Raw genomic sequence first — 19,569 nt, 5'->3', positions numbered from 1 at the left:
GGGGAAGCGCGGCCATTCCGTCGTGTTCACCTTGGAAGAGGTCGAACGGTTCGAGAAAACCTATATCCTCGCTACGGAGGCTTCGGAGCACATCGGCAAAAAGGGCTCGATGACCGCGGTTGCCGCTCTGCAGCGGCTGGGCGTGCCTCCCATCGCTCCGTACTCAGAGTTGGGCGGCTACATCTACGATCAGGAGCAAGCTATACGCGCACTGGACGGCCTCACCCAAAAGCGCTGGTCAGCGGCCTGAGATGCGGTGTGGCCAAGTTGGAAGGGATATGCTCGTGCCCCAGTTCTCGGTCCGTGAAGCACAAATCCAACTGTCCGAATTGATTGCGAAGGCGCTGGCGGGTGAAGACGTGGTCATCACCCGCCGCAGCGTGCCGGTTGTGCGTCTGGCGCCCATTGCGCCACGGGGCAAACGACGCTTTGGAACGCTCAAGGGCAAGATCGCCATCGACGAGCGCTTCCAGGATCCGCTGCCCGAGCATGAGCGCGGTAGTTGGGACCTCGACTGAAACTTCCCATGTCGCACCAAGGCTGACTATACCGAGGCTTCACGGTGCCTTTTTGTCGCGCTTCTGTTTGCGCATCAGCGCTCGTAGTTCGCGCACTCTCTGTTTGCTGGCGTCGGCCAGTTCAGTCTGACTGCGTTCGCCGTCCTGCGTGAGCGCGACCGAAGTCGACCCTTTCAAGGTCGGTTTCGTCTCTTCCGTCGATTGCGACGACCGATCAGTCAATTTTCATTCCAACAATCAGGTTGCGTCGAGACGGCACTACCGGGGATCATATGTGATCGAACCGCGTCAGCCGATCGTACGGGCCATGAGGCTACGCGTCATGACGGAACTACCGCGGCCATTGGTTGGTTTACGGTAGTGCCGGCAGCACTACTCTTGCGAGCCCCAAGCCACAAGTCGGGGATGGGGAATCGCAGCGCCCAGCGGGGCGATATCCAGACCAGCCCAACGCTGTCGCTCATTCGCCCGCCCGCACGACTGCATCAAACGCAGCATCGACCCGAGTCGAAGATCTACGTCATTTGAGTCCGACAACCCGGCCAGAGAGTCAGGCTTTAGGGTGCCCCTACATTGCAGCGGGATCAGATGTCGACGGTGGCGTTCAGCGCGTTGGTCTGGATGAATTCGCGCCGCGGCTCGACGACGTCGCCCATCAGCTTGACGAAGAGGTCGTCGGCCTCGTCGTTCTGGTCGTTCTTGACGCGCAGCAGCGTGCGCACGTCGCGATCGAGCGTCGTCTCCCAGAGCTGGTCGGGGTTCATCTCGCCCAGTCCTTTGTAGCGCTGCAGCGCGACGCCCTTCTTGCCGATGGTCGAGACCGCATCGAACAGGTCGGTGGGGCCGTTGATCGGGAAGGAATCGCCCTTGCGGGTAAGCATCGCCGGCTTGGCATAGGCTTCCTGCAGGGAACCCGCCGCGGCATCGAGCTTGCGGGCTTCCGCACTGGCGAGGAGGCCTGCGTCGATGGTCGCTGCCTGCTTCACGCCGCGGATCATGCGCGAGAACACGAAGCCGCCTTCGCTCACCTTGCCTTCCCAGCCGCGCTCCAGCTCGTCCGAGATCGCATCGAGGCGGCGCGCGACAGAGGCTGCCGCCTCGTTCGCCTGGGCTTCGTTCTCCTCGCTCACCGGATGCAGTACGCCGGCGATCGCCATCTGCTCGACGATGCGCCGGTCATAGCGGGAATGGAGCTGGCCCAGCGCGTTGCGGACGTTGCGGGCTTCCTCGATCAGCACCCTGAGATCGGCGCCGGCCCGTTCCACGCCCTCGCTGGTGCGGAAGGTCGCGCCGTCCAGCGTCGAATCGATCAGGTACTCCTCCAGCGCCCGCTCGTCCTTGAGATAGACATGGCTCTTGCCGCGCGCCGCCTTGTAGAGCGGCGGCTGGGCGATGAAGAGATGGCCGGCATCGATCAATTCCGGCATCTGCCGGTAGAAGAAGGTCAAGAGCAGCGTACGGATATGGGCGCCGTCGACGTCGGCGTCGGTCATGATGATGATCTTGTGGTAGCGCAGCTTCGCCAGGTTGAAGCCGCCCTGCTCGGCATCGGCGCGGCCGATGCCGGCGCCCAGCGCCGTGATCAGCGTACCCACCTGGTCCGACGAGAGCATCTTGTCGAAGCGCGCGCGCTCGACGTTCAGGATCTTGCCGCGCAGCGGCAGCACGGCCTGGTATTCGCGGGCGCGGCCCTGCTTGGCGGAGCCGCCGGCCGAGTCACCCTCGACGATGAAGAGTTCGGATTTGGCGGGATCCCTCTCCTGGCAATCAGCCAATTTGCCCGGGAGTGAGGCGATATCGAGCGCGCCCTTGCGGCGGGTGAGGTCGCGCGCCTTGCGGGCGGCCTCGCGGGCGGCAGCGGCTTCCGCCACCTTGCCGACGATGGTCTTGGCCTCGCCTGGATGCTCTTCGAGCCACTCCGAGAGAGCCTGATTGACCACATTCTCGACGACCGGGCGGACTTCCGAGGAAACCAGCTTGTCCTTGGTCTGCGAGGAGAATTTCGGGTCGGGAACCTTGACCGAGACGATCGCGGTCAGGCCCTCGCGGCAATCGTCGCCGGTGAGCGAGACCTTCTCCTTCTTGGAGATGCCGGAGCTTTCGGCATAGCCGGTGATCTGGCGCGTCAGCGCGGCGCGAAAGCCGGCAAGATGGGTGCCGCCGTCGCGCTGCGGGATGTTGTTGGTGAAGCAGAGCACGTTCTCGTGGTAGCTGTCGTTCCACCACAGCGCGACGTCGACGGTGATGCCGTCCTTCTCCGAGGTCAGCATGATCGGCTTGTCGATCACGGAGGACTTGGCGCGGTCGAGATAGCGCACGAAGGCCTCGACGCCGCCATCATACATCAGCTCCTCGCGCACGATCTCGGCATGGCGCGCATCGGTCAGGACGATGCGCACGCCCGAGTTCAGGAAGGCGAGCTCGCGCAGGCGGTGTTCAAGCGTCTTGTAGTCGAACTCCACCATGGTGAAGGTCTCTTGCGACGGCAGGAAGGTCACCTCGGTGCCGCGCTTGTCGCCCTGCGGGCCGACGACCGCAAGCGGCGCCACTGCGTCGCCATGGCGGAACTCCATGTAGTGCTCGTGGCCGCCGCGCCAGATGCGCAGCTTGAGCGAAACCGAGAGCGCGTTGACGACGGAGACGCCGACGCCGTGCAGGCCGCCCGAGACCTTGTAGGAGTTCTGGTCGAACTTACCGCCGGCATGGAGCTGGGTCATGATGACCTCGGCGGCCGAAATGCCTTCCTCGCTGTGGATATCGGTGGGGATGCCGCGCCCATTGTCGCTGACCGTGACCGAGCCGTCGGCATTCAGCGTCACCGTGACGAGGTTGGCATGACCCGCCAGCGCCTCGTCGATGGCGTTGTCGACGACCTCGTAGACCATGTGATGCAGGCCCGAGCCGTCATCGGTGTCGCCGATATACATGCCAGGCCGCTTGCGAACGGCATCCAAGCCCTTGAGAACCTTGATGGAATCGGCGCCGTAGTCGTCGGGCTGGGCGCTGAGCGCGGCATCGGTCATGAAATGGTCCCTGAGCGGGCGAGCGAGCGCCCGCGATGATCCTGATTCGAAACGACAATATAGGGGCAGACGATGGCTTTTTCACGCGCCTACGCGTGCGTGTGCGTAGAGGGGCGGTTTGGTTCCCCTGCCTCGTCATTCCGGACAAGCCGCGAAGCGGCGCCGATCCGGAATCCATCGGAGGGCTCCGGCGTTCGACGATGGATTCCGGGTCTCCGCTTCGCTGCGCCCGGAATGACGACGGACAGGGTGAGCCTTAGCCTCAAAACTCCGAAATCGCCTCGACGAAGGCCTCGCCATATTGCGCGAGCTTGCGCTCGCCGACGCCCTCGATCGCCCGCATCTCGTCCAGGCCCAGCGGCCGCTCGCGCGCCATCGCGATCAGGGTCCGGTCGGTGAAGATGATATAGGCCGCCACGCCCTCCTCGCGGGCGATCTGGAGCCTGAGCTTACGCAGATGCTCGAACAGGCCGGCCGTGCCCTCGTCGAGCCCGTCGGCGCGGGCCGCGTCGCGCTCCGAGCGGCGGGAGCGTCGCTCGGCGAACGGGTCGGCCCGGAGCGCGATCTCCTCTCGGCCGAACAGGATGTCCTCGCCCTTCGGCGTCAGCTTGAAGCCGCCGTGCTCGGCGCTGGCCTCGGCCAGCGCCCCGGCGGCGAAGAGCTTGCGCGTCAGCCCCATCCAGGCGGCCTTGGGCTTGTCGGCGCCGACGCCGAAGGTCTTAAGCCCGTCATGGTTCTGCCGGCGGATGACCTCGGTCGTCGTGCCCGTCAGGATATCGGCGAGATGGCCGGCGCCGAAGCGCTCGCCGGAACGGATCACGGCCGAGAGCAGCTTGCGCGCATCGAGCGTCGCATCCTGCAACGCGGGCGCCTCCGCACTACAGAGATCGCAGCGGAACGGCGCTTGGCCATGCCGGCAGGGCGGTGTCTCCTCGCCGAAATAGGCGAGCAGTGCGCTGCGCCGACACAAGGCGTTCTCGCAGAGGTCGATCATCGCGTTGAGGCGCTTGTGCTCGATGCGCCGGCGCTCGTCGTCGATCTGCTTCTCGTCGATCTGGCGGCGCCTCAGAGACATGTCGTCGACGCCATAGAGCGTCAGCGTATCCGCCGGCAGGCCGTCGCGCCCGGCGCGGCCGATCTCCTGGTAATAGCCCTCGATCGAGCCCGGCATATCGGCATGGACCACGAAGCGCACATCCGGCTTGTTGATGCCCATGCCGAAGGCGATGGTGGCGCAGACGACGACGCCGTCCTCCTGCAGGAAGATGTCCTGGTTGCGGTTGCGCGTCTCCTGCTCGAGCCCGGCATGGTAGGGCAGGGCGTTCCAGCCCTTTTCGCTGAGCGCCGTGGCGAGACGCTCAGTCTTGCTGCGCGAGGAGCAGTAGACGATGCCGGAGCCGTTGCGGTGCCGGCGCAGGAAATCGTCGATCTGCCGGCGCGGCTGCTCCTTCGGCGCGAAGGCGAGCTTCAGGTTCGGCCGGTCGAAGGAATGCACCACCATGCGCGGCGGCTGCGGGAAAAGCTGTTGGGCGATATCGGCCTGGGTCTGCCGGTCGGCGGTCGCGGTCAGCGCCGTCACCGGCACGCCGCCCAGCGCCTCGCGCGTCTTGGCGAGCAGGCGGTATTCGGGGCGGAAATCATGGCCCCATTGCGAGACGCAATGCGCCTCGTCGATGGCGAGCCGAGTCACACCGAGCCGCTTCAGCCGGCCGACCAGTCCCTCGCCGGCCAGCCGCTCGGGCGAGACGAAGAGCAGCCTGAGATCGCCCGAATTCAGCCGGTCCCAGGCTTGCGCCGCCTCCTCCTCGGTATTCATCGAGTTGAGCGAGGCGGCCCAGACGCCGGCCCGGACGAGCTGCCCGACCTGATCGCGCATCAGCGCGATCAGCGGCGAGACGACCAGCGTCAGCCCGCCCGCGACCAGCGCCGGCAATTGGTAGCACATCGACTTGCCGGAGCCCGTGGGCATCACCGCGAAGACGTCTTCGCCGTTGAGCGCGGCGGCGATCACCTCCCACTGGCCGGGGCGGAAATCATCGTAGCCCCAGACGGATTTGAGGATCGCGCGGGCGTCTGATTCGCGGGATGGCGACATGGACAAGGGATGTGCCGCAGCCGGGCGCGCTTGGCCAGCCTTTCGAGGCCAAAGCTTGTGTCGATCTCCCTCGGAGCCACCACCGTCATCCCGGGCTTGACCCGGATCCATCGAAAGGCGCGGCGCTTTACGATGGATCCCGGATCTCCGCTTCGCTTCGTCCGGGATGACGGTGAGGGGATTAGGCGCACCTCAGATTTTGACCGCCAGGAGATGGATCACGATCGCCAGTGCGAAAACCGCCGTGATCAGCTTGGACGGCCAGGGCTTGAGGTCGAACCAGATGAATTGCAGCGTCAGCCGCAGGCCCCAGAAGGCGGCGCCCACGAGCGGCAGCACAGGGTGGACGCGGCCTTGCCCGGCCAGCCAGATCAAGGTCGCGCCATAGGCGAGGAAGACGAAGATCAGCATCGCGTTGAGCGTCTGCGTGATCGCCGTGTTCAGGCTGCCCGAGGGTGCCAGCCGCTCCGGCCAGCCGAACAACCGCCGGAACGCGGCATGGAACAGCGCGAAGCCGAGATCGATGAGGCCGGCCGCCAGAGCCAAGGCCGCTCAGCTCCGCGTCGCGATCGCGGCGGCCGCGCCGGCCATCACGCCGCCGGTCGTCCGGTTGATCCAGCGCATCGCGCGCGGGCTGGCGACGAGGCGCCGAGCCCGGTCGGCCGCATAGGCATAGGCCATCAGCGTGCCCGTGATGATCGGGGCGATCAGCGCCGCGACCTCGACGAAGGCGAGCGTGCTCATCGCGTTGAGATCGATCACCAGCGGCAGGATCGACAGGAAGAAGACCATGACCTTGGGATTGCCGAGCGTCAGCGCAATGCCGCCGAGGAACAGGCGCGCACCCTCGCCGCGGGCGGCAGCGGAGGGCTTCGGTGCTTCGGCCGGCGCCGTCCAGGCCTTCCAGGCGAGGTAGAGGAGATAGGCGCAGCCGGCATATTTGATCGCGACGAAGACGCCGTGGAAGCTCTGCATCAGCACGCTCAAGCCCAGCGCGGTCAGTGTGAACCAGACGAGATCGCCCGCGACGATGCCGGCGAGGAAGGGCAAGGAGCGCCGGAAGCCCGATGACAGCGAGCGCGCGACCAGCGCCGCGATGGCGGGGCCGGGCGAGGCGACGGCGAGGAAATAGACGCCGGCGAACAGGGCAAGGCTGGAGATGTCCATGGAAAGCCTCCGAGACTGCCCGCGAGATTAGCAGGAACGCGACGAAGCGTCCCATCGCAAGCCGTGGCCTGACCGATCAATCGAGCGGATCGATCCGCCCCGGCGTCACCGAAAAGCGCTGTGCCCCGGCTGGAAGATCGCCGAACAGCGCCGCATCCGCGCCGGTCATCCAGACCTGGCAGCCGAGCCCGGTCAGCCCCTCGTAGAGCGCAGCGCGGCGGCGCGGATCGAGATGGGCGGCAATCTCGTCGAGCAGGACCAGCGGCGTGATGCCGCTCATCGCGGCGACCAACCTGGCATGGGCGAGCACGAGCCCGATCAATAGCGCCTTCTGCTCGCCGGTCGAACCCTGGCCGGCTGGAATATCCTTCGGCCCGTGCCGGACCTCCAGATCGGAGGCTTGCGGCCCCGCGAGCGTGCGCCCGGCGGCGCGGTCGCGGTGGCGGCTCTGGCGCAGCAGGTCGCGATAGGCATCCTCCGCATCGACGGCCGGCAGGCGCGCAACCAGCGCGTCGATCTCGCCGGAGAGTGCGATATCCGCGAAAGGGAAGGGCGAGGCCTCGTCTCGCGTCTCGGCGATGATGGCGGAGAGCCGCGCCACCGTCTCGGCCCGGGCGGCGGCGACCGCGACGCCGAGCTCGGCGACCTCGCGCTCGACGGCGTCGAGCCATTGTCCCTGATTGGGGCTCTCTTCAAGGATGCGGTTGCGCGAGCGCAGAGCCCGCTCCAGCGCGTTCGAGCGGGTCGCATGGCCGGGATCGATCGCCAGCACGAGACGGTCGAGGAAACGGCGCCGGTCGCCGGCGGCGCCGCGGAACAGCCCGTCGAGATCGGGCGTCAGCCAGACCAGCCGCAGATATTCGCTGAAGGCCAGCGCCGAGCCGGCGGTCGTGCCGTCGATGCGGGCGATGCGCGGGCGGCGCCCCTCCGCATCGAGCGGTCCGAGCCCGATACCAAGCCGGCCGGCCTCATCGGCCAAGGTGATGGACGCGGCGAAGCTGCCGTCGCCGCCCTGGCGCGCCATGCCGGGCAGCTCGGCCCGGCGCAGGCCACGGCCGGGCGCGAAGAGCGAGAGCGCTTCGAGGATATTGGTCTTGCCGGCACCGTTCTCGCCGATCAGCGCAACGATTTGACCCTCGACCGGGAGATCGAGGGCCTCGTAGGAACGGAAATCCTGCAGGATCAGGCGCGTAACGGCCGTCACGGCCGAAAGCCCTTCACACGCGCATCGGCATCAGCACATAGAGCGCGGAGGCGCCTTCGCGGTCCTGGATCACGGTCGGCGAACCCGGGTCGGCGAGCTTCAGCAGCGCCGTGTCGCCGTCGAGCTGGGCGGCGATGTCCATCAGGTAGCGGGCGTTGAAACCGATATCGAGCGGGCTCGCCTCGTAATCGACCTCGATCTCCTCGGTCGCCGAGCCGGAATCCGGATTGGTGACCGAGAGCGTCATGCGTCCGTCGGCCATGGAGAGCTTCACGGCGCGGCCGCGCTCGGAGGAGATCGTCGAGACGCGGTCGACGGAAGCGGCGAAATCGCCCCTGTCCACCGTCAGCCGCTTGTCGTTGCCGGAGGGGATGACGCGCTGATAGTCGGGGAAGGTGCCGTCGATCAGCTTCGACGTCAGTACGACATCGGCGGCGGCAATGCGGATCTTCGAGCCGGAAAGCTCGACCGCGACCTCGCTCTCGCCATCCTCCAGCAGCTTCTGGATCTCGGCCACGGCCTTGCGCGGCACGATCACGCCGGGCATGCCGGCCGAGCCCTGCGGGGCGGCGGTGTCGACCCGGGCGAGCCGGTGCCCGTCGGTCGCGACGGCGCGCAGCACCGGGCGGCCATCGACATCGATGGTGTGGAGATAGATGCCGTTGAGATAGTAGCGCGTTTCCTCGGTCGAGATCGCGAACTGGGTCTTGTCGATCAGGCGCTTGAGCTCGCCGGCCGGCAGCACGAAGCGATGCGCCATCTCGCCGGCGGTGATGTCTGGGAAATCGCTTTCCGGCAAGGTCTGGAGCTGGAAGCGCGAGCGGCCCGAGCGCAGCACGAGGCCGGTGTCGCCGGTGGTCTCCAGCGAGACCTGTGCGCCGTCCGACAGCTTGCGGACGATGTCATAGAGGGTGTGCGCCGGCACGGTCGTCGCGCCGGGCTCGGTGACATCGGCCGGAATCGTCTCCACCACCTCGATGTCGAGATCGGTCGCCTTGAGGCGCAGGCCTCCATCAGTGGCGCTGAGCAGCAGGTTCGACAGGATCGGGATGGTGTTGCGGCGCTCCACCACGCGATGCACGTGGCCGAGCGATTTGAGCAGCGTGGAACGTTCGACCGTGACCTTCATGATTGTCTAGTCTTCTGACGCTAGCCGCCCAGGCATGACGGCCCGGGCCCGAATGAATGGCCAGCGACATTGCCGGACAGCAGCCGGGCGCGCAAGGGCCGCGCATCCCGGCAACCACAACCATTTGGCAGGACAGGCGCGAGCGGCCGCTCCCTCACTCCTGCAGCATGCGCTTCAGGAGATCGACCTCCTCATGCAGCGAGCGGTCCTCGCTGATCGCTTTCTCGATCTTGCGCACGGCATGCAGCACCGTGGTGTGATCGCGCCCGCCGAAGCGCCGGCCGATCTCGGGCAGCGAACGCGGGGTCAGCGCCTTCGACAGATACATCGCGATCTGGCGCGGCTTCACGACCGCGGCCGTGCGGCGCTCGGAGAGGATATCGGCGCGGCTGACATTGTAGCGCGTCGCGACGAGCTTCTGGATGTCCTCGATCTTGACCCGGCGCGGCTCGCGCGTCCGCACGAGGTCGCGGATGGCCGCCTCCGCCGTCTCCAGCGTCACGAACTGGCCGGACAGCGTCGCATGGGCGAGCAGCCGGTTGGCGGCGCCGTCGAGATCGCGGCCATTGGTGGCGACGACGCGGGCGACATAGGCCACCACATCCGGGCTGACCTGGAAGTTGGGATGGGCGCTCTGCAGCGCTTCCAGCCGGGTCGCCAGGATCTTGGCGCGCAAGGCTTCGTCGAGTTCGCCCACTTCGACAACCAGACCGCCGCCCAGCCGCGAACGGATGCGCTCGTCGAGGGCCTCGAGCTCGCCGGCAAGGCGGTCGCCGGCGACGACGATCTGCTTGCCCGCATCGAGCAGCGCGTTGATCGTGTGGCCGAACTCCTGCTGGATCGACTTGCCCTGGATGAACTGCACGTCGTCGACGACGAGCAGGTCGATGCCGCGCAGCTTCTCCTTGAAGGCCAGCGCCGTCTGCGACTTCAGCGCCGCGACGAAGCCGTACATGAAGCGGTCCGCCGTGAAATAGGCGACGCGCTTGCCCAGCCGCCTGGCTTCCTGCGCGATGGCCTGCAGCAGATGCGTCTTACCCAGGCCGACACCGGCATGGAGATAGAGCGGGTTGTAAGGGCTCTGTCCGGCCGGCGCCGCCGCGATGCGCTCGGCCGCGGCGAAGGAGAGCTGGTTCGACTTGCCGACGACGAAGTTCTGGAAGCTCATCCGCCTGTCGAGCGTCGTGCCGCAGACATCGACCAGCTCGGGTTCGCCGGACTGGGCGGTCGCCGCGCCGGGCTTGGCCGCCTCGGCCGGGACCGGTGTCGTCGAAGAGGCGGGGCGGCTGCGCATCACGGCTTCCGCCAGCGGGGCCGGCGTGGTGTCGCGCGAAGCCTGGCGGACTGAGAGCAGCACGCCCTTCGGCGCCGGCAGCTCGGCGATGCAGTTCACCCGCAGCCGCTCGGCGTAATGGGCCTCGAGCCAGCTTTTCAGGAAGCGGGTCGGGACGGTGAGATAGGCGATGCCCCCGACGATGCCGGCGATTTCGAGCCGGGCGAACCAGCTCGAGAAGACATCCTCGCCGAGTTCGGCACGCAGGCGCCGGCGCACACGCTCCCAGGCGTCCTGGAGCGACGCGTCCTCTGCTCCGACCGGAGCAGTCTCCTCGACCGCCATTGTCACCACCACCGACGCTGCCTCGACCGTATCTCCGATTTGCTGCCGCTCGAACATCAATGGCCCCATTTGCTTCAAAATTGAACACGCCTTCGGAGGGGCGATTGCAGAGGCAACCGCCTTCCCGGCGCTGTTGTCCGGTTAAAAAGGATCCCGGCCCGGCAGGCGCATCCGCCCGACAGGTCAGGAAATCCCGGTTCTGTCGATTACGCTTGGAAGGCTCGCCGCTGGCTGGAGCCGCGCTTCATCTCAATACAGAAGACAAAGAGCCGCATTCTCCAACCTCCCTGGTCGCGAGCCAAAACACCGATAATCTATGGAAACCGCCACCGCGTTCATTGCTGTCCGCCCGGCGATGAAGTGACCTTACAGGGCGCGCTCGACGGGCTGCAATATCCCTTTCAGCCGGCTTCGGAGCGAGGTGGCTTCCGCCCCCCCGGATCGAACGGGGTCGGGGGGCTGCAATTGGTTGGGGAACTTAATCTTTTCTTTACAGCGGGCGCGCTCGCGGCGGCCGAATCTTTTTTTTCAAAGGGGCGAATGGGTGCCTTGGAGTCGCCGCGATTCTCTCGCCTCAAAATCCTTTGCCCGCTAAGATGATGAAAAATAATGACTTTCCATGTGCGGCAGACTCCTGCTGAAGCAGCGATTCCGCGCCCCGAAAGCGCCCGGAGAGTCAAGTCCGTAAAGCCGTGGAAAGATTGCCGAATCGGCTTGCCGTAACGATTTTTTTCTTCCGTGGCGGCGCGTGGCGAGGCGGCAACAGGGGGCCTTGAAGCCAACAAAAAAGCCCGGCGTCGAGCCGGGCTTTAAGCGATGCGATGCGGTCCGCGAAGGTGGCTCAGGAGGCCAGCGCGCCGATGCGATGGGCGAGACGCGAAACCTTGCGCGAGGCGGTGTTCTTGTGAACCACGCCCTTCTGCGCGGCGCGCATGATCTCGGGCTGGGCAGCCTTGAGCGCCTCGGCCGCGGCGGCCTTGTTGCCCGTGGCGATCGCCTCTTCGACCTTGCGCAGGAAGGTGCGCATGCGCGAGCGGCGGTTCTTGTTGACCTCGGTGCGCCGCGCGATCTTGCGCGTGGCCTTCTTGGCCGACGTCGTATTGGCCATCCAAACGTCCTCGTCTTCATCACGGTCCGTCGCCTGGCGTTGAGCCGGCGGTTCTGACCGCTACCTTGCTGGAAACACGTGAGCGGCGGCCGAGCTTGCGCGGGCCGCCGCGAGTGGTGGGGCTATAATCGCTCGCGCGGCCGCCGTCAACGCGGAATCCGCGTGAGCTTTACCATGAGGCTCACACTGACGGCGCGATGAAGCGGGCGAAGCTCGCCAGATCGACATTGCCACCGGAGAGAATGACGCCGACGCGCCGCCCTTCGACGGGCACGGCGCCGGTGAAGGCGGCCGCCGCGGCGAGGCAGCCGGTCGGCTCGACGACGAGCTTCATGCGCTCCGCGAAGAAGCGCATCGCGTCGATCAGCGCCGCGTCGCTCACCGTGACGATGTCCTCGACGTCGCGCTGGATGATCGGGAAGGTGAGATCGCCGAGGAAGGCGGTCTGCGCCCCGTCCGCGATCGTCTTGGGCACGCCGATCTTCACGATCTCGCCCTTGCGCAGCGACTGCTGCCCGTCATTGCCGGCCTCCGGCTCGACGCCGAAGATCCGGCAGCCCGGATTGAGCGTCTTCGCCGCGAGCGCCGCGCCGGCGAGCAGCCCGCCGCCGCCGAGCGGCACGATCAGGATGTCGAAGGGGCCGGCATCCTCGATCAGCTCCTTCGTCGCTGTGCCCTGGCCGGCGATGACGTGGGGATGGTCGTAAGGGGGGATGATCGTCAGCCCGCGCTCGCTGGCGAGGCGATCCCCGATGGCGAGCCGGTCCTGCGTATAGCGGTCATAGCGCACGACCTGCCCGCCATAGCCCTCCGTCGCCGCCACCTTCGCGGCCGGCGCGTCGTTGGGCATGATGATCGTGGTCGGCACGCCCAAGAGCTGGCCCGCATAGGCGATGGCCTGGGCATGGTTGCCGGAGGAGAAGGTGACGACGCCGGCCTTCTTCTGCGCGGGTGAGAGCGAGGCGATCGCGTTGTAGCCGCCGCGGAACTTGAAGGCGCCCATGCGCTGCAAATTCTCGGGCTTGAAGACCAGGCTCGCATTCGTCCGCCGGTTGGCGGTGGCGGAGCTCATCGCCGGCGTGTGGTGGGCGATGCCCTTCAGCCGCTCGGCCGCCGCCTCGACATCGGCATAGGTCGGGAGGGACGGTCCGGTCTGGGCGTTCATGGCGGGAAATCCTGCTGGCGAAAGACGTGTTCTATCTGCCAGCAGGAGCGCCGGTCCATCAAGGCGGGGCCGCTCGACGCCGCCATGCGGCAGGCGATGGCCGGTTGCTCAGGCGTTCCTGAAATCCGGCTTCCGCTTCTCGGCGAAGGCGGACATGCCTTCCTTCTGGTCGGCGGTGGCGAAGAGCGAGGAGAAGACGCGGCGCTCGAAGCGCAATCCCTCCTGAAGAGTTACCTCGAAAGCGCGCTCGACCGCCTCCTTCGCCATCAGCACGGAGGGCAGTGACTTCGTGGCGATCGCCTCGGCCGCCTTCAGCGTCTCGGTCAGCAGGTCGGCGAGCGGCACGACGCGCGCGACGAGTCCGGAGCGCTCGGCTTCCTCGGCATTCATCATCCGGCCGGTGAGGATCAGGTCCATCGCCTTGGCCTTGCCGACCGCCTTGGTCAGGCGCTGCGTGCCGCCGGCGCCGGGGATGACGCCAAGATTGATCTCGGGCTGGCCGAACTTCGCGTTATCCGCCGCGATGATGAAGTCGCACATCATGGCGAGCTCGCAGCCGCCGCCCAGCGCGAAGCCGGCGACCGCGGCGATGATCGGCTTGCGGCGCTGGCCGATCCGGTCCCAATCCGCGAATTTGTCGTCGAGATAGGTGCCTGGGAAGGTGCGGCTCTGCATCTCCTTGATGTCGGCGCCGGCGGCGAAGGCCTTTTCCGAGCCGGTGAGGACGACGCAGCCGATGCCGTCATCCCCACCGAAGCCGTCGAGCGCCGCGTTGATCTCGCCGATGAGCTGGCCGTTCAGCGCGTTCAGCGCCTGCGGGCGGTTGAGCGTGATCAGCCCGACCTTGCCCTTCGTCTCGACGAGAATGGTCTCATAAGCCATGGCGGCCTCCCGGATGGTCCTGCTCCGCCAGCTTTAGCGAGCGGCGCGAGAGCGGTCCATGCGCGTTGCGCACATCCGCGCATTCGCTGTCTCCCCCAGCGCGTCATGCTCGGGCTTGACCTGAGCATCTCGTGCAAGAGGAGGCTCCAGTGTCACTTCCGGCCGGAGATTCTCGAGTCAAGCCCGAGAATGACGCGTGTCTCTACCGCCTCGGCTGGCAGCTCTCGCAATAAAAGGTCGAGCGGCCCGACTGCACCAATCGCTTCACCAGCTTGCCGCAGCCGGGCGTGACGCAGGTCTCGCCCTCGCGGTCATAGACCTTGAAGCGATGCTGGAAATAGCCGAGCGAGCCGTCGGCATGGGCGAAGTCGCGCAGCGTCGAGCCGCCGGCCGCGACCGCTTCCTCCAGCACCTCGCGGATGATGCGGGCGAGCTCATGCGCCTTCTCGCGCGGCCGCCCCGTCGGCGTCGCGATCGTTCCGGCTTCCGCCTCTGGATGGAGCCCGGCCCGGAACAGCGCCTCGCAGACATAGATATTGCCCAAGCCCGCCACGAGCCGCTGGTCGAGCAATGCGGCCTTCAGCGGCGCGAACTTGCCGGCGAACAGCTTCGCCAGCGTCTCGCCGGAGAGTTCGTTGCCGAGCGGCTCGATGCCCATGCCCGCGAAATGCTTCGATGTCGCCAGTTCGGCGCGGGGAACGAGATCCATGAAGCCGAAGCGGCGCACGTCATTATAGGTGACGCGCGCGCCCGTCCCCATCTCGAACACGACATGGTCGTGGATCAGATGCCGGCCGATATCGTTGTAGTAGCTGCCGGGTTCGGTCGGCGGCGTTCCGGGCGCCTCGACGATGAAGCGCCCGCTCATACCCAGATGCATCACGAGCGCCGCGCCGTCGTCGAGATCGGCGATCAGGTATTTCGCCCGCCGCGACAGGGCCTCGATCCGCCGGCCTGTCAGGCGCTCAGTGAAGCGCTCCGGCAGGGGAAAGCGCAGGTTCGGCCGGCGCAGCTCGACCCGCGCGAAGCGCTCGCCCAGCATGGCCGGCTCCAGCCCGCGCCGGACGGTTTCGACCTCGGGGAGCTCCGGCATATCAGCGACCTCAAATAAAGCCTGCGTCGAGAGGGCCCGCGACAAGCCCGCCGCCTTTGGCTATTGATCGGCTCAGGCGAATACAAGACAGATTTGCACAAGGCCGGCCCGACCGTGACAGCAGCTTCCGACACCACCCATTTCGGCTTCGAGACGGTGAAGCTCGCCGAGAAGCAGGCCAAGGTCGACGACGTCTTCCACAAGGTCGCAGACCGTTACGACCTGATGAACGACATGATGTCGGGCGGGCTGCACCGGGCCTGGAAGAGCGCGCTGCTGACCGCGATCAACCCACCGAAGGATCGTGCCTTCCATCATCTCGACGTGGCCGGCGGCACGGGCGACGTCGCCTTCTCGGTGCTGGAGGCCGGCGGCCCGCTGACTGATGTTACCGTGCTCGACATCAACGCGGACATGCTGCGCGTCGGGCGCGAGCGGGGCGAGAAGCGCTTCCCGGATAATGATCGCATCCGCTTCGTCCAGGGCAATGCCGAGGAACTCGGCCTGCCCGACAACCATTTTGATTGCTACACGATCGCCTTCGGCATCCGGAACGTGCCGCGCATCGACAAGGCCTTGGCCGAGGCCTATCGCGTGCTGAAGCGCGGCGGGCGCTTTCTCTGCCTCGAATTCAGCCATGTCGACGTGCCCCTGCTCGACAAGATCTACGAGACCTATTCCTTCAGGGTGATCCCGCCGATGGGCCGGATGGTTACCGGCGAGGCCGAGCCCTACCAGTACCTCGTCGAATCGATCCGCAAATTCCCGAAGCCGCAGGCCTTCGCCAACATGATCGAGGATGCCGGCTTCCGCCGCGCGAAATTCACGCCGATGACCGGCGGCGTCGTGGCGCTGCATTCCGGCTGGAAGCTGTGATGCTGGCTGCGGCGGCATGATCTCCTCCTTCTTCCACATGCTGCGCGGCGTGCGCGTCGGCTTCGTGCTGGCGCGCGAGGGTGCGCTGGCGCTCGTCGACCCCTCCGTGCTGCCGCCGCTGGCACGAGGCCTGATCCGCGTCGGGCGGCTGATCGAGCGGCGCGGCGCCGGCTCTTCCGCGACGCGGCTTGCGGCGGCGTTGACGCGGCTGGGGCCCTCCTACGTCAAGTTCGGCCAGTTCCTGGCGACGCGTCCCGATGTCGTCGGCATGAAGATCGCCGAGGACCTATCCGCTTTGCAGGACCGGATGCCGGCCTTTTCGATGGCAGAGGCGCGCGCCATCGTCGAGGCTGCGCATGGCGTGCCGCTGGAGACGCTGTTTCCCGAGTTCAGCGAGCCGGTCGCGGCCGCCTCGATCGCTCAGGTCCACCGCGCCCGGCTGAAGGATGGCCGCGAGGTTGCGGTGAAAATCCTGCGGCCGGGCATCCGCGACCGCTTCAACCGCGACCTCGCCGCGATGCGCTTCGGCGCCGAGATGGCCGAGATGCGTTCGGCCGAGGCGCGCCGTCTGCGCTTCACCGGCGTGGTCGAGACCCTGGCGCGCTCGGTCGCGATGGAGATGGACCTCAGGCTCGAGGCCGCCGCCCTCTCCGAATTCGCCGAGAATACCAAGGAAGACACCGATTTCCGCGTGCCGGAGCCGGATTGGCAGCTCACCGCGCGCGAGATGCTGGTCGACGAATGGATCGACGGCGTTCGCCTCTCCGATGTCGAGGGCCTGCGCGCCGCCGGCCACGACCTGCCGGAGCTGGCCCGCAAGATCATCCAGTCCTTCCTGAAGCATGCGATCCGCGACGGTTTCTTCCATGCCGACATGCATCCCGGAAACCTGTTCGTCGATGCGGAGGGGCGCCTCGTCGCGGTCGATGGCGGCATCATGGGTCGGCTCGGCCTGAAGGAGCGGCGCTTCCTCGCGGAAATCCTGCTCGGCTTCATCACCCGCGACTACACGCGCGTCGCACAGGTGCATTTCGAGGCGGGCTATGTCCCCGCCCATCACGATGTCGCGGATTTCGCCCAGGCGATCCGCGCCGTCGGCGAGCCGATCCACGACAAGCGCGCCGACCAGATCTCGATGGCCAAGGTCCTGACCCTGCTCTTCGAGATCACCGGCATGTTCGACATGGCGACGCGCACCGAGCTCGTCATGCTGCAGAAGACCATGGTGGTGGTCGAGGGCGTGGCGCGCTCGCTCGATCCGCATCTCGATATGTGGGGCACGGCCGACCCCGTCGTGCGCAGCTGGATCACCCATAATCTCGGGCCGATCGGCAAGCTGGAGGAGGCCGGGCGCGGCGCCCGCTCCCTGCTCGGCTCGCTGGCGGCGCTGCCCGACACGGTCGTTCGGGCCGAGCGCGTCCTCGGGCAGCTGGAAGACGCCTCGCGCCACGGTTTTGCGCTCGACGAGCGCAGCGTCGCCGCGATCGGCCGGGCCGAGGCGCAGCGCAATCGCTGGGGCACGGCGGCGCTCTGGGTGATCGCGGCGCTGGTCGCCTACGGCGTGTTCGGCTAGGTCAAGCCTCAGCCGTCATTCTCGGGCGAAGTACAGCTTCGACCCGAGAATCTCTCGCAGGAAGAGGCGCCTTTCCGTCCTGAGATGCTCGGGTCAAGCCCGAGCATGACGCGCCTCTCTGAGTTACCGAAACGGCGGCTCGTCAAAGCTCCTGAGCTTGCGCGAATGGATCGCCGAGCCGGTCTCCTTGAGCTTCTTCAGCGCGTCGAGCCCGATGCGCAGATGCTCGCCCACCGCCCGTTCGTAGAAGGCGTTGGCGGCGCCGGGCAGCTTGATCTCGCCGTGCAGCGGCTTGTCGGAGACGCAGAGCAGCGTGCCGTAGGGCACCCGCAAGCGATAGCCCTGCGCTGCGATGGTGCCCGATTCCATGTCGACGGCGATGGCGCGCGACAGGTTGATGCGGCGGCGCTCCTTGGTCCAGCGCAGCTCCCAGTTGCGGTCGTCCTGCGTCACGACGGTGCCGGTGCGCAGCCGCTGCTTCAGCGTATCGCCCTTCTCGCCGGTGATGTCGGCCGCGGCCTGCTGCAGCGCGACCTGCACCTCGGCCAGGGCCGGGATCGGGATGTCCGGCGGCACCAGCTCGTCCAGGATGCCGTCCTGCCGGAGATAGGCATGGGCGAGGACATAGTCGCCGATGATCTGCGTCTGGCGCAGGCCGCCGCAATGGCCGACCATCAGCCAGCAATTCGGCCTGAGCACCGCCAGATGGTCGGTGATGTTCTTCGCATTGGACGGGCCGACGCCGATATTGACCAGGGTGACGCCGTCGCCATCCTTCCGGATCAGGTGATAGGCCGGCATCTGGAAGCGGTGCCAGGGCGCCGACATCACCCGCTCGGCCGCCGAGACGTCGACGCCGTCGCGGTCGATGCGAATGCCGCCGGGCGCGACCAGCGCCTCGGCCGTGCCGGCCTCGATCTCGGCCAGGCCCAGCCGGACGAACTGGTCGACATAGCGATGGTAGTTGGTCAGCAGCACCCAGGGCTGCACCGCCCGCCAGTCGGTGCCGGTGTAATGCACCAGCCGGCGCAGCGAATAGTCGACACGCACCGCGTCGAAGAGCGAAAGCGGCCGCGGCTCGCCCTCGACGATGTCGAAGGTGCCGTCGGCGATCTCGTCCCCGACCAGCGCGAGCAGCGGGGTCGGGAAATAGCGCGCGAGCTCGGCGGCGGTGATCTTGCCGCGCCCCAGCTCGTCGCCACCTTCGAGCGCATAGGGATAGGGGATTTCCTGCTGGCTGATGCCGGTCTCGATCATCGCGCCGTATTCGGCGACGAGCGGCTTGAGCTGGTCGAGCAGATAGCTCCTGAACTCGGCCGGCTGGGTCACCGTCGTCGAGTAGATGCCCGGCGCGGCGAATTTGGCGTAGCCGCGCCGCGTCGCCGCCGGCAGCTTGGAGGGCTCGTAGCTCACCCGCAGCATGGGGTAGCGATAGCGCTCCCGCTGCTCCGGGGTCGGCGGCTCTCCGGTCTCGAAGAAGCGCTGGAGATCGCCGCGCAGCGCGCCGCGCGCCTCCTCATAGAGCCGTTCGAGGCGGTCGATGGCGGCTTCGGGCGTCGCGGCGGTCTCGAAGCTCATGGGCGGCGGCATCCTTCTCTCCCGTCGGTTCTAACCATGCGCCCTCGGTCCTGACAACAACCGGCAGTCCGCCCCGCCAGATTGGGGGAAAGGACGGCTTGACGCGGGTGGAATTCGGCATTACTAAACCGATCAGTTAATTAACTGATCGGTTTCATAGATGTCGACGGACCCGCTCAGCCTGACCTTCGCCGCCCTCGCCGACCCGACCCGCCGCGCCATCCTGGCCCGGCTGTCGGAGGGCGAGAGCTCGGTGAAGGAGCTGGCCGAGCCCTTCGCGATGAGCCTGCCGGCCGTCTCCAAGCATCTGAAGGTGCTGGAGCGGGCCGGGCTGATCACGCGAGGGCGGGAGGCGCAGTGGCGACCCTGCCGGCTCGATCCCGGCCCGTTGCAGGACGTCTCGGAATGGCTGGAGCATTACAGCCGTTTCTGGGACCAGAGCCTGGGGCGGCTGGACGAGGTCCTGCGCGCGATCAAGGCGAAACCGCCGGGTGAACCGGGCGTTTGACGTCCAGATCTCTTCAATTGGATCAAAAGGCT

Annotated in this window: 18 protein-coding genes; 5 read left to right on the top strand and 13 right to left on the bottom strand. The window is 66.9% G+C overall.

Annotated elements, in window-relative coordinates:
- The first annotated feature begins 22 nt into the window (after nt 1-22).
- Together AB6806_RS17200 and AB6806_RS17195 are read left to right on the top strand one after the other, a co-directional pair.
- Complete coding sequence (locus tag AB6806_RS17200; protein WP_370955000.1) at nt 23-250, top strand: hypothetical protein; 228 nt, start codon at nt 23-25, stop codon at nt 248-250.
- 28 nt (nt 251-278) lie between these two features.
- Nucleotides 279-518, top strand: a complete 240-nt coding sequence (locus tag AB6806_RS17195) for a type II toxin-antitoxin system Phd/YefM family antitoxin (RefSeq protein ID WP_210245679.1) — start codon at nt 279-281, stop codon at nt 516-518.
- Nucleotides 519-557: 39 nt separating this feature from the next.
- Here AB6806_RS17195 and AB6806_RS17190 read toward each other — a convergent pair whose 3' ends face one another.
- From AB6806_RS17190 to mutM, 12 genes are all read right to left on the bottom strand, one after another.
- Entirely contained in the window at nt 558-740 is a 183-nt protein-coding gene (locus AB6806_RS17190; protein WP_142022453.1) for a hypothetical protein, read from the bottom strand.
- 362 nt (nt 741-1,102) lie between these two features.
- Nucleotides 1,103-3,541, bottom strand: coding sequence for a DNA topoisomerase (ATP-hydrolyzing) subunit B (gene gyrB / locus AB6806_RS17185; RefSeq protein WP_038365008.1), 2,439 nt, complete (start codon nt 3,539-3,541; stop codon nt 1,103-1,105).
- Between the two features lie 262 nt (nt 3,542-3,803).
- Nucleotides 3,804-5,636 carry a DNA helicase RecQ gene (gene recQ, locus AB6806_RS17180; protein WP_370954999.1) on the bottom strand — a complete coding sequence of 611 codons (1,833 nt, stop codon included), beginning with the start codon at nt 5,634-5,636 and terminating at the stop codon, nt 3,804-3,806.
- A 192-nt stretch (nt 5,637-5,828) separates the two neighbouring features.
- On the bottom strand, nt 5,829-6,182 hold the full coding sequence (locus AB6806_RS17175) for a hypothetical protein (protein ID WP_142022451.1): 354 nt from the start codon (nt 6,180-6,182) through the stop codon (nt 5,829-5,831).
- Between the two features lie 6 nt (nt 6,183-6,188).
- Entirely contained in the window at nt 6,189-6,803 is a 615-nt protein-coding gene (locus tag AB6806_RS17170; RefSeq protein WP_142022450.1) for a LysE family translocator, read from the bottom strand.
- 76 nt (nt 6,804-6,879) lie between these two features.
- Complete coding sequence (gene recF, locus AB6806_RS17165) at nt 6,880-8,007, bottom strand: DNA replication/repair protein RecF (RefSeq protein ID WP_370954998.1); 1,128 nt, start codon at nt 8,005-8,007, stop codon at nt 6,880-6,882.
- Nucleotides 8,008-8,020: 13 nt separating this feature from the next.
- The gene (gene dnaN / locus AB6806_RS17160; protein ID WP_112762424.1) at nt 8,021-9,136 is read right to left on the bottom strand and encodes a DNA polymerase III subunit beta; all 1,116 of its coding nucleotides are present in this window, start codon (nt 9,134-9,136) and stop codon (nt 8,021-8,023) included.
- Between the two features lie 154 nt (nt 9,137-9,290).
- Nucleotides 9,291-10,754, bottom strand: a complete 1,464-nt coding sequence (gene dnaA, locus AB6806_RS17155; protein ID WP_051988271.1) for a chromosomal replication initiator protein DnaA — start codon at nt 10,752-10,754, stop codon at nt 9,291-9,293.
- A gap of 841 nt (nt 10,755-11,595) precedes the next feature.
- Entirely contained in the window at nt 11,596-11,862 is a 267-nt protein-coding gene (rpsT, locus tag AB6806_RS17150; protein ID WP_038365000.1) for a 30S ribosomal protein S20, read from the bottom strand.
- 181 nt (nt 11,863-12,043) lie between these two features.
- Entirely contained in the window at nt 12,044-13,027 is a 984-nt protein-coding gene (locus AB6806_RS17145) for a threo-3-hydroxy-L-aspartate ammonia-lyase (protein ID WP_370954997.1), read from the bottom strand.
- A 108-nt stretch (nt 13,028-13,135) separates the two neighbouring features.
- Nucleotides 13,136-13,909, bottom strand: a complete 774-nt coding sequence (locus AB6806_RS17140; RefSeq protein ID WP_113252803.1) for an enoyl-CoA hydratase — start codon at nt 13,907-13,909, stop codon at nt 13,136-13,138.
- 202 nt (nt 13,910-14,111) lie between these two features.
- Nucleotides 14,112-15,002, bottom strand: a complete 891-nt coding sequence (mutM, locus tag AB6806_RS17135) for a bifunctional DNA-formamidopyrimidine glycosylase/DNA-(apurinic or apyrimidinic site) lyase (protein WP_133560286.1) — start codon at nt 15,000-15,002, stop codon at nt 14,112-14,114.
- A 114-nt stretch (nt 15,003-15,116) separates the two neighbouring features.
- On the opposite strand from mutM, the gene ubiE reads away from it, so the two are divergent.
- Nucleotides 15,117-15,878, top strand: a complete 762-nt coding sequence (gene ubiE, locus AB6806_RS17130; RefSeq protein WP_142022446.1) for a bifunctional demethylmenaquinone methyltransferase/2-methoxy-6-polyprenyl-1,4-benzoquinol methylase UbiE — start codon at nt 15,117-15,119, stop codon at nt 15,876-15,878.
- A 16-nt stretch (nt 15,879-15,894) separates the two neighbouring features.
- Nucleotides 15,895-17,451, top strand: a complete 1,557-nt coding sequence (gene ubiB / locus AB6806_RS17125) for a 2-polyprenylphenol 6-hydroxylase (protein ID WP_133560290.1) — start codon at nt 15,895-15,897, stop codon at nt 17,449-17,451.
- Nucleotides 17,452-17,574: 123 nt separating this feature from the next.
- Here the strand turns inward: ubiB and AB6806_RS17120 are convergent, their stop codons facing one another.
- On the bottom strand, nt 17,575-19,029 hold the full coding sequence (locus tag AB6806_RS17120) for an AMP nucleosidase (protein WP_112762543.1): 1,455 nt from the start codon (nt 19,027-19,029) through the stop codon (nt 17,575-17,577).
- Between the two features lie 160 nt (nt 19,030-19,189).
- On the opposite strand from AB6806_RS17120, the gene AB6806_RS17115 reads away from it, so the two are divergent.
- On the top strand, nt 19,190-19,537 hold the full coding sequence (locus tag AB6806_RS17115; RefSeq protein ID WP_112762428.1) for an ArsR/SmtB family transcription factor: 348 nt from the start codon (nt 19,190-19,192) through the stop codon (nt 19,535-19,537).
- The last annotated feature ends 32 nt before the right edge of the window (nt 19,538-19,569 follow it).

This window comes from Allobosea sp. RCC_152_1 (assembly GCF_041360765.1).
In the GTDB taxonomy this organism is placed as follows: domain Bacteria; phylum Pseudomonadota; class Alphaproteobacteria; order Rhizobiales; family Beijerinckiaceae; genus Allobosea; species Allobosea spartocytisi.
This window is presented reverse-complemented; position numbering and strand designations above follow the sequence as displayed.